The sequence below is a fragment of the Scytonema sp. NUACC21 genome, from assembly GCF_054684315.1.
This window is the reverse complement of record NZ_BAAFZH010000109.1, coordinates 1-14,752: the sequence shown is the minus strand read 5'-3', so window position 1 is coordinate 14,752 and position 14,752 is coordinate 1. Positions and strand designations below refer to the sequence as shown.

Genomic DNA, 14,752 nt, shown 5'->3' with positions numbered 1-14,752 from the left:
AGAGCCTGACAAGAAGTAGGAATCAGACCGATGAGACGAATTGCCATAGCCCAAAATACCCTAGAAATTCTTGAAACCGGCAACTACATTTCTCCTCATGGCAATCACGTTGATATCGCTCGCGAATTAGAGTATTGTTTCGATTGGACAAAATGCTACAATCCCGAGCGTCTCTCTAAAATTGAAACTGAAGTGCTTGAGAGCGTTTTTCCTTTCTCAGATACTAAATTTGAAGTCAGGAATGAGACAACACTCATGGGGGCAGAACGCATAGCAAAAACAGGTAAATTCCAAAAAATTGGTGTGTTGAATTTTGCTTCAGCGAAAAACCCAGGAGGTGGGTTTCTCAAAGGTGCCCAAGCACAAGAAGAAAGTTTAGCACGAAGTTCTGCATTGTACAAAAGCCAGCTGAAATGCCGTGAATATTATGATTTTCACCGCGCAGAGCGATCGCTTCTCTACTCAAATTGGATGATTTATTCTCCGAGTTGCCCGGTGTTCAAAAATGATGATGGAACGCTATTAGAACACCCCTATGTGGTAGATTTTATTACCAGCCCAGCACCAAATGCTGGTATGATTCAAAAAAATCAACCGCAGGCTCTAGGAAAAATACCTGAAGTTCTTCAAAGTCGTACATCAAAAGTCTTGAGTTTGGCAGCCAATCGCGGTTGCGATGCTTTAATTTTAGGCGCTTGGGGATGTGGAGTTTTTAGAAATGACCCGGCGATGGTTGCCCAAATTTTTGCAGATTTCTTGTTGGCAGGGGGTCAATTTTCGGGTAGATTTAAAAGTGTGATTTTTTCTGTTCTTGACTCCAGCAAGCAACAAGGAACTTTTACAGAATTTTACAAGCGATTTTATTTTTAAGTCGGTTCAGTTAAATATTAACAGCGATCTGCCGCTATGCTGTAGCGAAGCTATCGCACCCCAATTTGTATGAACGAGGCACAACAAAAATTACAGATAATAGATGAGGGTGTTGAAGCACGGGTACAAGCAATTCGTGCAGAGCATGATTGGTGGCTGTGCCGACGGGGTTGTGATGGGTGCTGCCATCAGTTGGCACATCCCCCAGAACTGAGCTAATTAGAATGCATGCGTGTTGATGAGGCAGTTGCTGCACTTCCTCTACGAGTACGTGCTGAAGTTGAAAAGAAAATTGATGCACTGTTGGTACAGATTGCCCAAGATAGAGTCAAATCCCAAGTTGTTTGTCCTTACGAAGTGGAGCGCATGAGTGGAAAGCCAATTCCTTTCCAAGTGCATTATCACAAGTAGCTAGAAATAGCTCACTTAATAAACGGTAATAAATCAAACTCTTGGCGAATATCTAAAAGAGAGCGATCGAGGAGAGGTTCAAATTCCAAAAAAGGTAATCGATTCCTACGGTTGCGAGTTTTAAACCAAATAGAGATTAACTCTGGAAACAGGGAAGGAAGAACTCTAAGGACTGCGCCATAAAGCCAAAACACACCCTTTTTCTTAATCATATCATCGTACATAACGTCCACGGCGGGTGTATTTCTCATCTCGCGGAACCGTTGAAAAGTACACTCACTTGTCCACCAAAATAGCGGCAGAATTTTTAACTCGTCGTACATCCCCGTATCACAGCCATAAATGACATGACCGACATCGTGAGCTAGCAATATCTTCGCAAACTCTGGCGGTTGAGTGTTTGGAGGAGTGAGATGGGGGTTAACAGCATAGTATTCGTTTAGACCTTCTCGAAGAGTCTGAGTGCTATTTCTGTCCATATAGTAAGGACGAGGATGCTTGCTCATGTTTTTCGATACGATATAGTTTCGTAAAACCATACTAACATTCATGACCGATCTCAACAAAAAATTACGGGGAAGACCGCGCAGCAACCAATCTCATAAAGCAATGCTGCAAGCCACCTTGGAACTGCTAGCAGAAGTAGGTTTTGATGCTATGAGCATTGATGCGATCGCCGCTCGTGCTAGAGTCGGAAAAACAACTATCTATCGCCGTTATGCTTCTAAAGAAGAACTGGTTGCTGATGCCATTGAAAGTATTCGAGAAGAAATTGTGATTCCTGACACGGGCAATTTTCAAACCGATATTGATGCACTGATTCAAAACGCTGCTCAGATTACACTCAGTCCACTCGGACGACAGACGGTAGCTATGATTATCAGCAGTGCATCAAGCAATCCTCAATTTGCTCAAATCTACTGGACAAAATATTTACAACCACGACGAGAAGCCTTTGCAGTTGTCGTGGAACGGGCAAAAGCAAGAAACGAAATTCAGGCAGATTTAGACTCTGGCTTAGTCTTCGACACAATGAGCGGGATTATGCTCTATGCTCTGATTTTTCAACCGACTTCTGAATCTTGGACTAGCTATGTTTGTCGTGCCTTAAACCTCCTGTTTAAAAACGCTGGAAATTGAGCCTTAAGCTAATCGAGCCCGACGCGACATAATTCTTTAGAGATTACATTTGGAAAATCTAGGTATGAAATGGTAGCTATATATATATCGATATCATATTACTATGTCGCGCAAAAAGAAAGAGCCAAATGGATGTGGATGTGCAAATATTCCATTCTCTGTAATCATAGCTGTCTTAGGTGGTGGTTATTGGTTGTTTAGCCAGGGTCATTTAGACATCAGCAAACTTTTACCTAAGAATCAACGAATAACTATTCCTATTTTGAATCCCACTCCAACTGCTTCTTCAACTCCCACTCCAATTACTTCTTCAACTCCCACTCCAACTGCTTCTTCAACTCCCACCCCCTCTGTATCAGGGAATTCAAATCGTGCTGCCAATGATAAGCAAGCACCCCTTGAAACAATCACACCTCAAAAAACACCATTAGCTCAAACTCCTTGGGATAAAAAAATCATTAGAGGAATTTATTTAAGTCGTTACCAAGTTACTAATAATACCGACGAACAAACGATTCGTGCAAGAGTTCGTTACTATCGCTCTCAAGGAATTAATACGATTCTTCACGGTGTTTGGGGTAATGGTTGTACGATGTACAATAGCGATGTTATGCAGCAAACGCTGGGTTATAAAAGTTGTCCAAACCAGTTTCAAGAACGATGGTTAGATTGGTTGATTGATGAGGCGCACAAACAGGGAATGCAAGTCCACGCTTATTTCGAGAAAGGTATTAAAACAGATAAAAATAGCCCAATTTTTGACCTGGCAATTTCTCGGAAATGGATTGTTCCCGGTGTAGATAAAACTTACGTTGGAATCGAACACTATGTCCTGGATGTGGAGATTCCTGAAGTGGCTAATTTTTTTAAAAATATTTTAGTAGAGTTCGTCCAAAAGTATCCCAAAATTGATGCAGTTCAATGGGATGATTATCTAGGTTATCATGCCGAATTACCTGGCAAAATCGATCGCACCACTCATTTAACTAATTTTTTGCAGCAAATGATAACTGCGATGAAACAAACTAACTCGACCGTTAGTTTTGATATCTGTCATCATAACCCTTACTGGGCTAAACGATATTTTGCTGCGGATTGGCAAAAATGGAAAGTAGATAGAGTGTTTATTCAAGCTTATAATGAGGCGAATTTCAAAGAAGAATTAAATTATGCCACGAATTATGATGGAATTGCCATTACCGACCGACAACTTCATCGATTAAAAGAATTAGTATATAACCCCGCAATCAAGAGTATTTTAGTTTTCCCTCTAACTGGAAAAGCGGAAGAAACAGCTTCTAACTTAAGAAGCTTGACACAAAACAACTAAAATGTATTGATAAGAGGGGACTTCTTTACAGTTGGCTTTGACAATCCATGATACAAAAAACTCAAGAATCGTTATATATGAATATGATTTACCACTTCTAATCTCAGCACAATGGTAGTTGATAAGAGAGAGAGCTAAATGTTTTAATGACAATAGTAGTATTTGTAAGTCAATAATTTTTGGCACTTATTGCGATTTCAAGTTATGGAAAATACATTATTTGATAAAATCTTCCGTGACAGCAATGGCAACATTGTTGTAGCTCAGATGCCAAACCTTCCACTCATTGTTTGGATAGCAGCTAGTTTACTCAAACTAGTTTTTACAACAGGTGTTGGGAATACAGGGTTAGACATACTGGCTTTTGGCTCTTTATTTACTTGGGCATGGCTGGAATTATTTCAAGGCGTTAATTATTTTCGTAGAGCGCTTGGTCTTGCCGTGCTTATTGGTGTTACAGCGTCAAGAACTCTTTATTAAAATTTGGCTGTAATTATACGGTTCGGGAACAGGTTTTGTTGCATTATAAGTTAAAATCAAACCCCACACAAGACCGTTCCCTGTTCCCTCTTAATTTACAAATGACATCTGATTACAAGGCTTTGTCCCACTCTAACTGATGAGCCAAACCATACTTGATAAAATCTTCTACTTTAGCTTTATCGCTTTTACCAAAAACACCTAAGCTATAAGGATTATCCGCCATACGTTGTATGACTTGTTCTTTTTCAAATTGCATTACTTCCTCTCTAGGCTTATCTGGTTTAAAAAAGTCTATAACCAAGACGGTTCTGTCATAATTGGTGTGGTTATGCGGGCAGTGTGGATAGCTGTGATCTAAAATCATAATTTCTCCTTCATGCCAATAAAGCTGCTCGTGGCATATTTTCATAGCCACATCTCCTTCAGGCACGATTAATCCTAGATAACCACGATTCATATGAGGGTTATAATTCACGTGTAGCTTGATGTCTAAGCCGGGATGAAATGTGCCAAAATAAGCATTTCTGATGGTCTTATCCTCAAGAAAGTTCACCTTTTCTATCACCTTAGCCAAATTTGGGAAATATTTCTTTCTCAATGCAAGTGCTTTTTCTGATGCTTCATCTGGCGTATATTCAGGATACTGTATTTGATGGGCTAGAATATATTCTTCAATAAACTTACCCTGAAACAAGATACCAAAAGCACTGTATTTCGCATCTCCCTTGGTTTTAATCGTTTTACTTTTAGGACCTAAAATATCATAAGTGAATTTTAACTCCTCATTAGAGGCATACTTAATAAAGTGTGTAAACTCATCTCTAATCGCTTGCCAGTTATCTTGAAAGCTTTTGAGAAAAGGAAATTGCTTTGGATCGAGATGATACTCATTAAAACTTTCCATTGTCTTTTCTCCTAAAGTTGAATAAAAATTGTTACATGGTGATGGGATTTCACCTGCGTCCTAGTACGATGTTTGAAGTCCTAACTAAACCAGGGTATTAATCCATCACTAGCTAAAAGACCAGTGCCCAGAGTTATACATCTGAACTTGTTCAACGCTTGAATGGAATAATATCCAAAAGTGTTGATATCATCATTTGAGCATTAAAACTTTGGGTTCTGTACTCATTTTAGTGTGAGGTCTACTGTGTCTGACGTTCCCGGATTAGATCGAATTATCAAAAATGTGCGGGTTGTTCGTCCCCACCAGGATGGTGTCGAACTGCTGGATTTGGGAATTAAGGATGGGAAATTTGCTGAGATTGCTCCTAACATTAGCCCAGATAAAAGCAAAGAGGTTTTTGATGCCCAAAACCTCCTGGGCTTTCCTGGGGTTGTTGATGCCCATATGCACATAGGTATATATCAACCCCTTGAGCAAGACGCTGTGACTGAAACCAAAGCAGCTGCAATGGGGGGAGTGACCACCAGCCTGAATTACATTCGTACAGGGCAGTATTATCTCAATAAAGGTGGCTCTTATAAAGATTTTTTTCCAGAGGTGTTGGCGCGATCGCAAGGAAATTTTTTTGTTGATTACAGCTATCATATCGCCCCAATTAGCACTCAACATATCGATGAGATGCAAATGCTGTTTGAGGAGTATGGAATTAGATCCTTCAAAATCTTCATGTTTTACGGTGGCTATGGTTTGCACGGTCTTTCCGACCAACAAAACCTTTTTCTCATGATTAACAAAGAAGAAAGGTATGATTTGGCTCACTTTGAATTTATAATGCGCGGTCTAACCAAGCTCAGGGAAAGTCACCCAGAAGCAAGCGAAAGCATTAGCCTCAGTCTTCATTGTGAAGTAGCCGAAATCCTCAACGCCTACACTAAAATTGTCCAACAAGACTCCACCCTCGCAGGTTTAAAAGCGTACAGTGCTGCCCGTCCGCCCCATTCTGAAGGGTTAGCGATATGCATCGCTTCCTACCTGGCACACGAAACCAATTGCGTCAATATCAATTTATTACACCTCAGTTCTCGCAAAGCAGTGGAAGCAGCTTTGATGATGCAAACGGTCTTTCCTCATATCAATTTTCGACGGGAAGTCACTGTTGGACATCTGTTGTTAGATGTAGATACACCTACCGGTAAGTGGGCTAAGGTCAACCCTCCAATCCGTTCCCGTGTAGACGTAGAATACCTGTGGCAGGCTGTACTGAACTACCAAATTGATTGGATTGTCAGCGATCACGCCTGTTGTTCAGCCGAGCAAAAAGTCAGTCTGAAAGACCCAAATAATATCTGGCTTGCCAAATCCGGATTTGGTGGTACGGAATACCTCCTTTCTGGTGTTTTTAGTGAAGGCAACAAGCGCGGTATGTCCTACAATCACATGGCTGAGTTATTAAGCGCAAATCCAGCCCAAAGGTTTGGCTTGGGTTCAAAAGGTGATATCGCAGTTGGTTATGATGCCGATTTGGTACTGCTTGACCCCAATGAAACCTTTGTTGTACGTGCTACTGAGTCAGAGTCACAGCAAGGCTATACACCGTTTGAAGGATTGGAGTTAACAGGACGAGTTAAAACAACTTTCCTACGGGGAAACAAAATTTACGATCGCGGACAGGTTATTGGTGCGCCGAGAGGACGTTTTTATAGCAGTTCTCATTCTTGAAATCCTAAAGATTATCATCCCTACAGGCAAACAAAATTTGCGATTGCGGACAGGTTATTGATGCGGCGAAAGGACGTTTTTATAGCAATTCTCATTCTTCAAATTCAAAAGATTATCATCCCTACAGGCAAACAAAATTTGCGATCGCGGGTTGGCCCTGGTGTTACCTTACCTGCAGGCAAAGTTGTCCTACCAGGTAAAAATGTCACAACCAACCTAGAAGCTAGTAGCGGTCTCCTTGGAAAAGTTGCAAACCTGACACAAGCCGATGTTAGCTTGATGGAAGGCATCATTGAAGTCAATGAGGAATTTGCTAAAGGTTACACAGACCTAGCTAGAGCAAACTTGTCAAACGTAAAAGGGATAGGTCCAGCTCCAGTCACATCTTTTAACCCTGGAGGTTTGCCAACGATAAATGGAACTCCGACTAGCGATCCAAACTTCCGCAACCGCATTATTGGTAATGTCGTTCTGCAAGATTCTCTAACAAGGCTAACCAACGTAACAGGTAATAGAATTTCGTTGCGTGCCGATGAAGGTCAACCTTTTAATGTCGGGACAATTGCTGGTATGGCAAACGATGTTGTCTTTCACGCTTTAGAAACCACTAGCCTGACTCTTGGTAACGGTATTGGTTATGGTCCTCGTGCTCTAGTTCATGGTGGTAGACAGGTTGTAAATGGTGTTGCTAACGGGCCTGAGACAAGCGTAGGTGATGACGTAGGACTAGCACCAAACTCAGTTATATTCCGCTCAGTCATCGGCAATAACTCAGCAGTTGGGCAAAGAAGCGCCGTCTTCAACTCTACATTGGCTCCCAGAACGGCTATTGGTTCTCGGACAATCTATGCCGACAACGGAAATATTGTTGTACCTGTGGAGTGGTAGGCTGAAAAATTTGCATAATTATGAATCGGAAAATTTTCTCAGTCGTGCGATCGCAATGCCTGCAATTGATTCTGTTGTTCACTTTGATGTTTGGACTGATACTAAGTCTTGATGACACCTCATCTATAGCCGCACAGAAGGTTGGTCAACCTGCATCTATAGACCCCGTAATTGTTGACATCACCTCCGATCGGCGGCAGGTAGTACAACCTCCAGTCGCAGGACTTGTTTCTACACTGTCCGATGAGGTAGAAGATTTACCAGCAGAGTTAATTCGCTGGTCAACCTACTGGCAACTTTGCTGGCAAGCCTATCCAGGAGCTAAGGCATATGAACTGCAAACGGTGCTTATGGAAGGCAAGTCACCTAAGTTGCACCGTCAAAGCGATCGCTGCTTCCGCCTACAAGCTGCATCTAATGAAAACCTCAAATCACAAGGACTGCTCAACCGTGACTTAATCCTGTTGATGCATAAAATTCAGCTTGGCTATCGAGTGCGAGCGGTCTTAGATAACAACCGCGTGAGTGAATGGTCTGAAGTCATGGCGGTCGGTGCAACTACTGTCTTGTGAATCTCAACAACAAGAGAATCAACGAGGGCTGATGTAGTGAAGTTAGTGTCTCCTACAACAACACCTGACAAATCTACAAAAGTTTAAGTTCGATGGGTTTAATTTGACCTCTCTCCAACCTCTGCCCGAAGCGGAGAGAGGCTAAAAAACCTTATTTTTGGTTTTTTCTCCCTCGCCTTTTGCTCTCTTTCCGGTACAAAATCGCCTATCTTAAACCTTGCATTTTCATGCACTGAACTGCCAAGGTTCGGGTTCCCAAGCAAATCCTCCTTCAGGACGCTTGCGAATATGCCCCAACCCAGGCCAAGGGAAATGATAGGCAAACATCAAACTGCGATCGCTTGATATCTTCTCAAGTATGCGTTGGCGCGTCAATGCTGCTTGTTCTGGATCGGCGTCAAATATAGGTTGCCATTCGGGATGCCAAAGGTTGATAGCATTGCGACTTGTGCCTGAAGCACAAAGTGTAGAGTTGTTTCTTGATAGAGTAGAGAGCGGGGGCACGTTCAACCTGCATTGAAAACAATTGAGGGGGCTGACATCTCTGAAAACGGCGATTGTAGGTCAACCGAACGGACTTCTTCGTTAACCTCTTTGGATCGGTTGTTGCGATCGCCCCAAGCAATTTTCAGAACCGTAATATTTTAGGTTGTCATTCGGTAATATTAGACAGGAATGGCGATCGCCTGATAGCAGCTAACACTTATGGAATATATAGCAATCCAGTTTGATTATTGAAAGAATCTAAGTATTTGTAGGGTGGGCAGTGCCCACCAAATCTAAGTTGTGGTGGGCACTGCCCACCCTACGGTATTTCAAAAATCAAATAGTAATCCTATACAATAGTGCATAACGATTACAGTGGAACCAGTACGCTGGAGTTCAGTACCATTACTCTTAACTCTGCCGCCAATGGCTCTGGCGTTTACAAAGAGAATGTTGTTTCTCCTTTTTCTTCTGGAGGTCCTGGCTCTGTCAATACTCGGAACACGATTATTGCTCTTCACATCAAGAGTACAGACGGTGTTAACTCCGAGGTATTTGGCAGTTTCAACAGCTTTGGTTACAACTTAATTGGTGACAGCACGGGCAGCACAGGATTTTCAGCTACAGGAGACATCGTGGGTACTAGCGATAGCCCGATTGACCCCCGGCTAGGTGCCCTAGGCTTTTATGGTGGTTCTACACAAACAATAGCCCTCCTCCCAGATAGTCCAGCAATTGATGCAGGCGACCCAAACTTGGTGGAGACCGACCCCAAAACCGACCAGCGCGGTTTTCCACGTGTGAGTGGTGAAAGAGTCGATAAAACTGACACCTTTACTTTTACAAAAATCGGATATAATGAAAATAAAAGATCCTTTGATTTCGGTGGTAGCCCAGTCAACTACTCTTGCTAAGACTACCGCTCGCTTCAAAGCTCAAGTTACAAAAAATCACCAACTTACATAAAACAGACGGTATGGCCCGAATACATAACAGAAGCTAGCAGAGTACTAAGTGCTACTGCTGGATGTAAAGGAGAGTGATATGTCATGAGGATAGCAACATTATTATTGGCTTGGGTTCTAATTCTCACGCCGACAGCTGCCCTAGCACAACAAGCAGAGCAACAGATTTATAAATTAAATATTACAAGCGAACAAAATCCAAAACCCGAAGTCTTATTACAGCTACGTACCTACCAGCGAGTTCGCCAGTTGAATGCAGATATCCAGCAAGGGCTGGAAGAAGCAAGAGAAATCAAACAGTTTAGCGAACCAAACATAAGCGAATTTCAGAGGAGGAACGAGCGCCTACAACGACGACCAGACACAACGATAGAAAATACACTTCCTAGTATTAGGTAATTGATGCTCTGGGTGAGTGGCTGCAGTTGTTATGTTTACACACAATATTGCGTCACCAAACTGCCGCCACTCAAGATATTCATAACTCTAATCCCTACTTAGGGTAATAAAACGAATTTTAAGATTAAATCAACGCTTTAGTCTTTCTTTTTTCAGGGAGTCTACGAGTTCGCGTACATAAGTAAGTTCATCTTTGGAAAACTTCAGCTTGCGGTCAGCGAGAACTTTTAGGGCGATGTCAAAGTTTGATATTGCTCGATCTAATTCAGCGCTAGGTAGTTGCTCTATGTTTGCAAGTAAACTTTGACCAATTTCACCCAAAGCACGAATTGAAGATAGGCTAACCAATTGGTCTTTGTCCTGCACCGCTACAGTTAGAGCAGGAATAGCGTCTATGGCTTCTGTCCCTATTTTGCCTAAAGCAACAGCTACGCAGTAGCGAACCCATTCATCCTTGTCCTGCAAAGCTAGAATTAGCACAGGTACAGCTTTTGCGTCTTCACCGATGTAGCTCAGAGCGTCTGCTGCACGAGCACGAACCGTTAGCTCTTTGTCCTGTAACACCGCCTGAATTAAGAGGTTTAAACTAACTTTGGCTTCTATCCCAATACTGCCCAATGCACCAGCTGCACTAGCACGAACATCTCCTTCATCATCCTGCAACGCAGCAATCAATGCAGGTATAGCCGGTGCCGCTTCTTCACCAATTTTTTCCAAAGCGTAAGCAGCAGCGGAACGAACGTGTGTATCTTGGTCTTGCAACGCCTTGATAAGAGCGGGTACCGCAGTTTTGACGTCTTTCTGAAACATGGCTAAGGCAAAAGCCGCTTGGAAGCGGACAGATGCATCTTCATCTTGCAATAATGTCTGAGCCAGTGCAGGTACCGCAGATACCGCTTTTTCTCCCATCGAGCCCAAAGCATAAACAGCACCGTCTCGAACCGATGCATCCTTGTCCTGTAATGCTGCAATTAGCTCGTCCACAGCTGGCTTACCAGCAAGTACTAAAGCGTCTATAGCATCCTGACGCTTCCTATAGTCCTTCAACTGCTGAATATATTGGTTGATTTGCGCCGACGAGAACTGCCCTGCTTGGGTGATATCCGTTACATATAACAGTGACAAACTACATAGTAGACAGACAGCTATTTGAGAGATAGCTCTCTGGGATGGCAACCATGATATGGCTTTAAAATAATGCTTTTTCAAGAGATAGATCTCACTGTAGTTAGTTATATAATCTCTTAAATATAAAGTTATTATTAATGCATTTACAAGCGTAAAATCACTTAATAAGCGTTCGTGCTGACATTCGACATAGGGCAGCTGTACCTCTTCTTTCCTTGGTACACGTATCCTTTTTTCCAATATTCTCAATGTTGAAATCGATTTCTGGGTTTGACTCGTTTTGGTTGCGTTTAACTTGCTAGGATGGCATTAGAAATTTATGGCATCTAAAGTATGGCACAGCAAGACGCTCCACTGACTGGAGAAGCGCTGATTAAGGAAGTTTGTCGGCGGATTCGAGTAGCCCGCAGCTATTGGGATGCTCATAACAACGCTGCCTGTCGGGGTGAACGCGATCGTGCGTTAGCTCTTTATAACACGTTGACCAAGGAACAAAAAGACCAGATTCCGCAAGTGTTGCGGGTGTGGTTGCGTTATCGCAGTGAAAAGTACTTTGGCGCACACCAAACACCGCCCAAGTCAGCAAGACGAAAATCACGTTGAGCCTCTACCAGGGTTTTTGCAAGCATCTTCAACTGATTTTTGATTTTTCTCCATTAAGACAACAGTGCTGCCTGATAAATTTTTGCAATATAACCTTCATTTTCCTTAAAATACTGAAGTAATCTGTTTCCCCAAGTTTTAAAAATCAGTTGATTGGAGCTGCCGATGTCTTCGTCAAAAACTCAGTCCTACAAAGCTGTTGAAGTTGCTCAAAAGCCAGAGTCTCCTTCACCGTCTTGGCAAATCAAGCTGCTGTATGACGGTGAATGCCCCTTATGCGTGCGAGAGGTTAGTTTTCTAAAAAAACGGGATGCAGGTCGAGGAAGGGTAGAGTTTGTAGATATTGCAGACGATAACTATACTCCTGAAGCACATGGTGGTATTGATTTTGAAACGGCGATGGGGCGCATTCATGGCGTGCTTCCTGATGGCACTATTATTAAAAATGTAGAGGTTTTGCGTCGAGTCTACGAAGCTCTTGGGATGGGTTGGGTTTATGGAGCTACCAAGTTGCCCATTCTTGGTTTCATTGCTAATAAAATATATGGAGTCTGGGCTGAGTGGCGGCTTGCTCTTACGGGACGCCCAAATTTAGCTACAGTCATTGCTGAACGCCAAAAGCGTATTGAAAGCAAGAGTCAGGGACGTTGTCGGCTGACTCCTGATAGTGAGTGTTAATAGGTGTTACGTCAGCTGAATCCTCAAAACAGTTACAAACCCAGTTGCCTGTATAAGGATTGGCGCATGACGTCTACAGGCACGGTTTCACGCTGCAACCAAATTTTTAATGCAGCTGCACCTTGTTGCACAAGCATCTCCAATCCATCAATGGCAGTTAGACCCCCTTGTTTTGCCTGTTGTAGAAATTTTGTGGGTTTGGGTTTGTAGATTAAATCGTAAGCGATCGCGCCCTCTGGCAATTGTGTCATATCCTCTGCACTCAATGGTGACTCCTCTACCTTGGGATACATTCCAATAGGAGTTGTATTGACAAGCAGGTTGGCTTGTGGGAGAAGCTTTGATAGTGATTGCCATTCACTTACTTGCAGATTCACTGACAGTGGCGAGTTAACCCAGCTGTTGCGGAATTCATCTAACTTTTGAGTATTGCGACCAACGACGTATATTTCAGCACAGCCAAGTTTGGCACAACCTGCCACAACTGCCCTTGCTGCACCACCATTACCTAAAACCACTGCTACCGTCTGGCTCCAATCTCGATTATAGGTTGTTTCTAAAGGAGCGAGAAACCCTTCTACATCGGTGTTTGTGCCTATCCATCCATTATCGGAGCAAGTCACAGTATTAACTGCTCCTACTGCTTCCGCAATAGGTGAAATTTCTGACAACAAAGGTATTATCGCCTGTTTATGGGGAATAGTAGCGCTAAAGCCAACAACTCCAATAGAGGCAAAACCTTGAAGAGCCACTTTTAAGTTTTGCGGGTCTACGGGAAAGGGCACATAGACATAATCTAATCCCATACGGGCAATCGCTGCATTGTGCATCACCGGCGACAGTGAATGCTCTACAGGATGTCCAATCACTCCAAGTAGTTTGGTTGTACCTGTAATCATGAGTTCGTCATTTGTAATTTGTCGCGTAATCTAAAAGCAGTATAACGTAGCTTTTCTTGATAAAACGTAATAAATCTGTGTATGCTAGCTAATACACTCACATTAACTAGCATTTATGTTTTTCACTCCGAATATGTACAAAAAAGATATGGATTTCACCCTAGAACTCTCGTAGATTGGGCTGCCGGAAGGAAAAATAGAATGTCTTAAGTCCCAGGCGTGGGCATCGTCATCCCGTCTGTTGCATCACTTAAAAAAAATAAAAACTAGCAGTGCCACAACTGTTCTTTATGCGCGTGTTTCAACTACATCCCAAAAAGACGATCTCAAAGCCCAAGTAGATTATCTAGGTAGTAAATATCCACAGAAACGAGTGCATTACGGATTTCGGATCGGGTTGGAATTTTCAGCAAAAAAAATTCATCCAGCTGATGGAACGTGTTGCCAGTGGCGAAATAGATACTATCGTTGTTGCTCATAAAGATCGCGAGTGCTCGGTTTGGATATTACCTTGTGAATGGTTTTGCAATTTAAAGCTATGCTCTATTGTTGTGTTAAATAATTCTTAAAAAACTCCTTCTGAGTGAGCTTAGGGACGACTTTATGACTGACATCTTGCACCTTCTAAATAAGGGAATGTGCGGCATAGCCCTACCTACGATCGAGATAAGGTTTTTAGTCTGTGATTCTCTCAATAAGACGGTGGTGCAAGATATGAGATGAGTAGAATGCACTGCAATTCTTGCCAATTATATTTCCTGAGAAGATACGAAAAAAAGAGGTGACAACAGCTTGACATGCACGTAGGAAATCTGTGAGAGTAAGAGATGTAGGAGGTGACCAATGCTGAAAAAGAAAAAAGGCTTTAATAAAGTTCAAAAATCCTTGCGATGTAAATTAATTCGAGAAGGATTTGATTTAACGTCAACTAAAGTCCGTTATAATGAAGCCGTGGCTTTTTATTTTGCATTGGTTAACACCTTCCCAGAACACGTGCTATCAGATGATTGTGAATTATCTGGTTGGTATGCTTATGAGGCTCTTAGTTCTAAGGAAAGTCAATATGAATTAAAGATTGATATTCCAGCAGTTTTAAGGCGTTCAGCTATCCGCAAAGCTATAGGTGCTTGGTGCTCGTGGAATAGTAATTATCAGAAATGGTTAGCTAGATCAAAAAAGCACAAACATCATAAACCACCCGTTCAACCACGCCAATTTAATTTCTCTCCCGGCTATGATGCCGGGATGTGGAAGGAAGATACAGGCAATTCGAT

General features: G+C 42.4%; 18 protein-coding genes and 1 pseudogene. 14 read left to right on the top strand and 5 right to left on the bottom strand.

Features of this window, described 5'->3' with window-relative positions; all coding sequences use genetic code 11:
- Positions 1 to 30 precede the first annotated feature (30 nt).
- From ACYRY3_RS42325 to ACYRY3_RS42315, 3 genes are all read left to right on the top strand, one after another.
- Positions 31 to 870, top strand: a complete 840-nt coding sequence (locus ACYRY3_RS42325) for a TIGR02452 family protein (protein WP_460207835.1) — start codon at positions 31 to 33, stop codon at positions 868 to 870.
- A 69-nt stretch (positions 871 to 939) separates the two neighbouring features.
- A complete protein-coding gene (locus ACYRY3_RS42320; RefSeq protein ID WP_460207834.1) occupies positions 940 to 1,089 on the top strand; it encodes a hypothetical protein in 150 nt (49 codons plus the stop codon).
- A 9-nt stretch (positions 1,090 to 1,098) separates the two neighbouring features.
- Positions 1,099 to 1,281, top strand: a complete 183-nt coding sequence (locus ACYRY3_RS42315; RefSeq protein WP_460207833.1) for a hypothetical protein — start codon at positions 1,099 to 1,101, stop codon at positions 1,279 to 1,281.
- An 11-nt stretch (positions 1,282 to 1,292) separates the two neighbouring features.
- On the opposite strand, the gene ACYRY3_RS42310 is transcribed toward ACYRY3_RS42315, so the two are convergent.
- Positions 1,293 to 1,787 carry a hypothetical protein gene (locus ACYRY3_RS42310; protein ID WP_460207832.1) on the bottom strand — a complete coding sequence of 165 codons (495 nt, stop codon included), beginning with the start codon at positions 1,785 to 1,787 and terminating at the stop codon, positions 1,293 to 1,295.
- 43 nt (positions 1,788 to 1,830) lie between these two features.
- On the opposite strand from ACYRY3_RS42310, the gene ACYRY3_RS42305 reads away from it, so the two are divergent.
- The 3 genes from ACYRY3_RS42305 to ACYRY3_RS42295 all read left to right on the top strand — a co-directional run bounded on the left by ACYRY3_RS42305 (position 1,831) and on the right by ACYRY3_RS42295 (position 4,231).
- Positions 1,831 to 2,421 carry a TetR/AcrR family transcriptional regulator gene (locus ACYRY3_RS42305; RefSeq protein WP_460207831.1) on the top strand — a complete coding sequence of 197 codons (591 nt, stop codon included), beginning with the start codon at positions 1,831 to 1,833 and terminating at the stop codon, positions 2,419 to 2,421.
- Between the two features lie 103 nt (positions 2,422 to 2,524).
- Positions 2,525 to 3,751, top strand: coding sequence for a family 10 glycosylhydrolase (locus ACYRY3_RS42300; RefSeq protein ID WP_460207830.1), 1,227 nt, complete (start codon positions 2,525 to 2,527; stop codon positions 3,749 to 3,751).
- Positions 3,752 to 3,955: 204 nt separating this feature from the next.
- Positions 3,956 to 4,231, top strand: a complete 276-nt coding sequence (locus ACYRY3_RS42295) for a hypothetical protein (RefSeq protein ID WP_460207829.1) — start codon at positions 3,956 to 3,958, stop codon at positions 4,229 to 4,231.
- A 112-nt stretch (positions 4,232 to 4,343) separates the two neighbouring features.
- On the opposite strand, the gene ACYRY3_RS42290 is transcribed toward ACYRY3_RS42295, so the two are convergent.
- Positions 4,344 to 5,138 (bottom strand): aspartyl/asparaginyl beta-hydroxylase domain-containing protein, encoded by a 795-nt coding sequence (locus ACYRY3_RS42290; protein WP_460207828.1) that lies wholly within the window; start codon positions 5,136 to 5,138, stop codon positions 4,344 to 4,346.
- 246 nt (positions 5,139 to 5,384) lie between these two features.
- On the opposite strand from ACYRY3_RS42290, the gene ACYRY3_RS42285 reads away from it, so the two are divergent.
- From ACYRY3_RS42285 to ACYRY3_RS42275, 3 genes are read left to right on the top strand one after another with little or no spacing between them, the layout of a single operon-like run.
- Complete coding sequence (locus tag ACYRY3_RS42285; protein WP_460207827.1) at positions 5,385 to 6,860, top strand: dihydroorotase; 1,476 nt, start codon at positions 5,385 to 5,387, stop codon at positions 6,858 to 6,860.
- A gap of 60 nt (positions 6,861 to 6,920) precedes the next feature.
- Positions 6,921 to 7,748 (top strand): LbetaH domain-containing protein, encoded by an 828-nt coding sequence (locus tag ACYRY3_RS42280; RefSeq protein ID WP_460207826.1) that lies wholly within the window; start codon positions 6,921 to 6,923, stop codon positions 7,746 to 7,748.
- Between the two features lie 20 nt (positions 7,749 to 7,768).
- Positions 7,769 to 8,320, top strand: coding sequence for a hypothetical protein (locus ACYRY3_RS42275; RefSeq protein ID WP_460207825.1), 552 nt, complete (start codon positions 7,769 to 7,771; stop codon positions 8,318 to 8,320).
- Between the two features lie 225 nt (positions 8,321 to 8,545).
- On the opposite strand, the gene ACYRY3_RS42270 is transcribed toward ACYRY3_RS42275, so the two are convergent.
- Positions 8,546 to 8,824 carry a hypothetical protein gene (locus tag ACYRY3_RS42270; protein WP_460207824.1) on the bottom strand — a complete coding sequence of 93 codons (279 nt, stop codon included), beginning with the start codon at positions 8,822 to 8,824 and terminating at the stop codon, positions 8,546 to 8,548.
- Positions 8,825 to 9,165: 341 nt separating this feature from the next.
- On the opposite strand from ACYRY3_RS42270, the gene ACYRY3_RS42265 reads away from it, so the two are divergent.
- Together ACYRY3_RS42265 and ACYRY3_RS42260 are read left to right on the top strand one after the other, a co-directional pair.
- Positions 9,166 to 9,720: a choice-of-anchor Q domain-containing protein gene (locus tag ACYRY3_RS42265; RefSeq protein WP_460207823.1), complete on the top strand. Its 555-nt coding sequence runs from the start codon at positions 9,166 to 9,168 to the stop codon at positions 9,718 to 9,720.
- A gap of 135 nt (positions 9,721 to 9,855) precedes the next feature.
- Positions 9,856 to 10,170: a hypothetical protein gene (locus tag ACYRY3_RS42260; protein ID WP_460207822.1), complete on the top strand. Its 315-nt coding sequence runs from the start codon at positions 9,856 to 9,858 to the stop codon at positions 10,168 to 10,170.
- A 129-nt stretch (positions 10,171 to 10,299) separates the two neighbouring features.
- Here ACYRY3_RS42260 and ACYRY3_RS42255 read toward each other — a convergent pair whose 3' ends face one another.
- Complete coding sequence (locus tag ACYRY3_RS42255; RefSeq protein ID WP_460207821.1) at positions 10,300 to 11,379, bottom strand: HEAT repeat domain-containing protein; 1,080 nt, start codon at positions 11,377 to 11,379, stop codon at positions 10,300 to 10,302.
- Between the two features lie 252 nt (positions 11,380 to 11,631).
- Between ACYRY3_RS42255 and ACYRY3_RS42250 the strand changes: the two genes are divergently transcribed.
- Both ACYRY3_RS42250 and ACYRY3_RS42245 read left to right on the top strand, forming a co-directional pair.
- The gene (locus ACYRY3_RS42250) at positions 11,632 to 11,901 is read left to right on the top strand and encodes a Precorrin-3B methylase (RefSeq protein WP_460207820.1); all 270 of its coding nucleotides are present in this window, start codon (positions 11,632 to 11,634) and stop codon (positions 11,899 to 11,901) included.
- Positions 11,902 to 12,066: 165 nt separating this feature from the next.
- Positions 12,067 to 12,579: a thiol-disulfide oxidoreductase DCC family protein gene (locus ACYRY3_RS42245; protein WP_460207819.1), complete on the top strand. Its 513-nt coding sequence runs from the start codon at positions 12,067 to 12,069 to the stop codon at positions 12,577 to 12,579.
- Between the two features lie 32 nt (positions 12,580 to 12,611).
- Here ACYRY3_RS42245 and ACYRY3_RS42240 read toward each other — a convergent pair whose 3' ends face one another.
- A complete protein-coding gene (locus ACYRY3_RS42240) occupies positions 12,612 to 13,478 on the bottom strand; it encodes a shikimate dehydrogenase (protein WP_460207818.1) in 867 nt (288 codons plus the stop codon).
- An 843-nt stretch (positions 13,479 to 14,321) separates the two neighbouring features.
- On the opposite strand from ACYRY3_RS42240, the pseudogene ACYRY3_RS42235 reads away from it, so the two are divergent.
- A pseudogene (locus ACYRY3_RS42235) lies at positions 14,322 to 14,752 on the top strand (hypothetical protein); the annotation flags it as partial.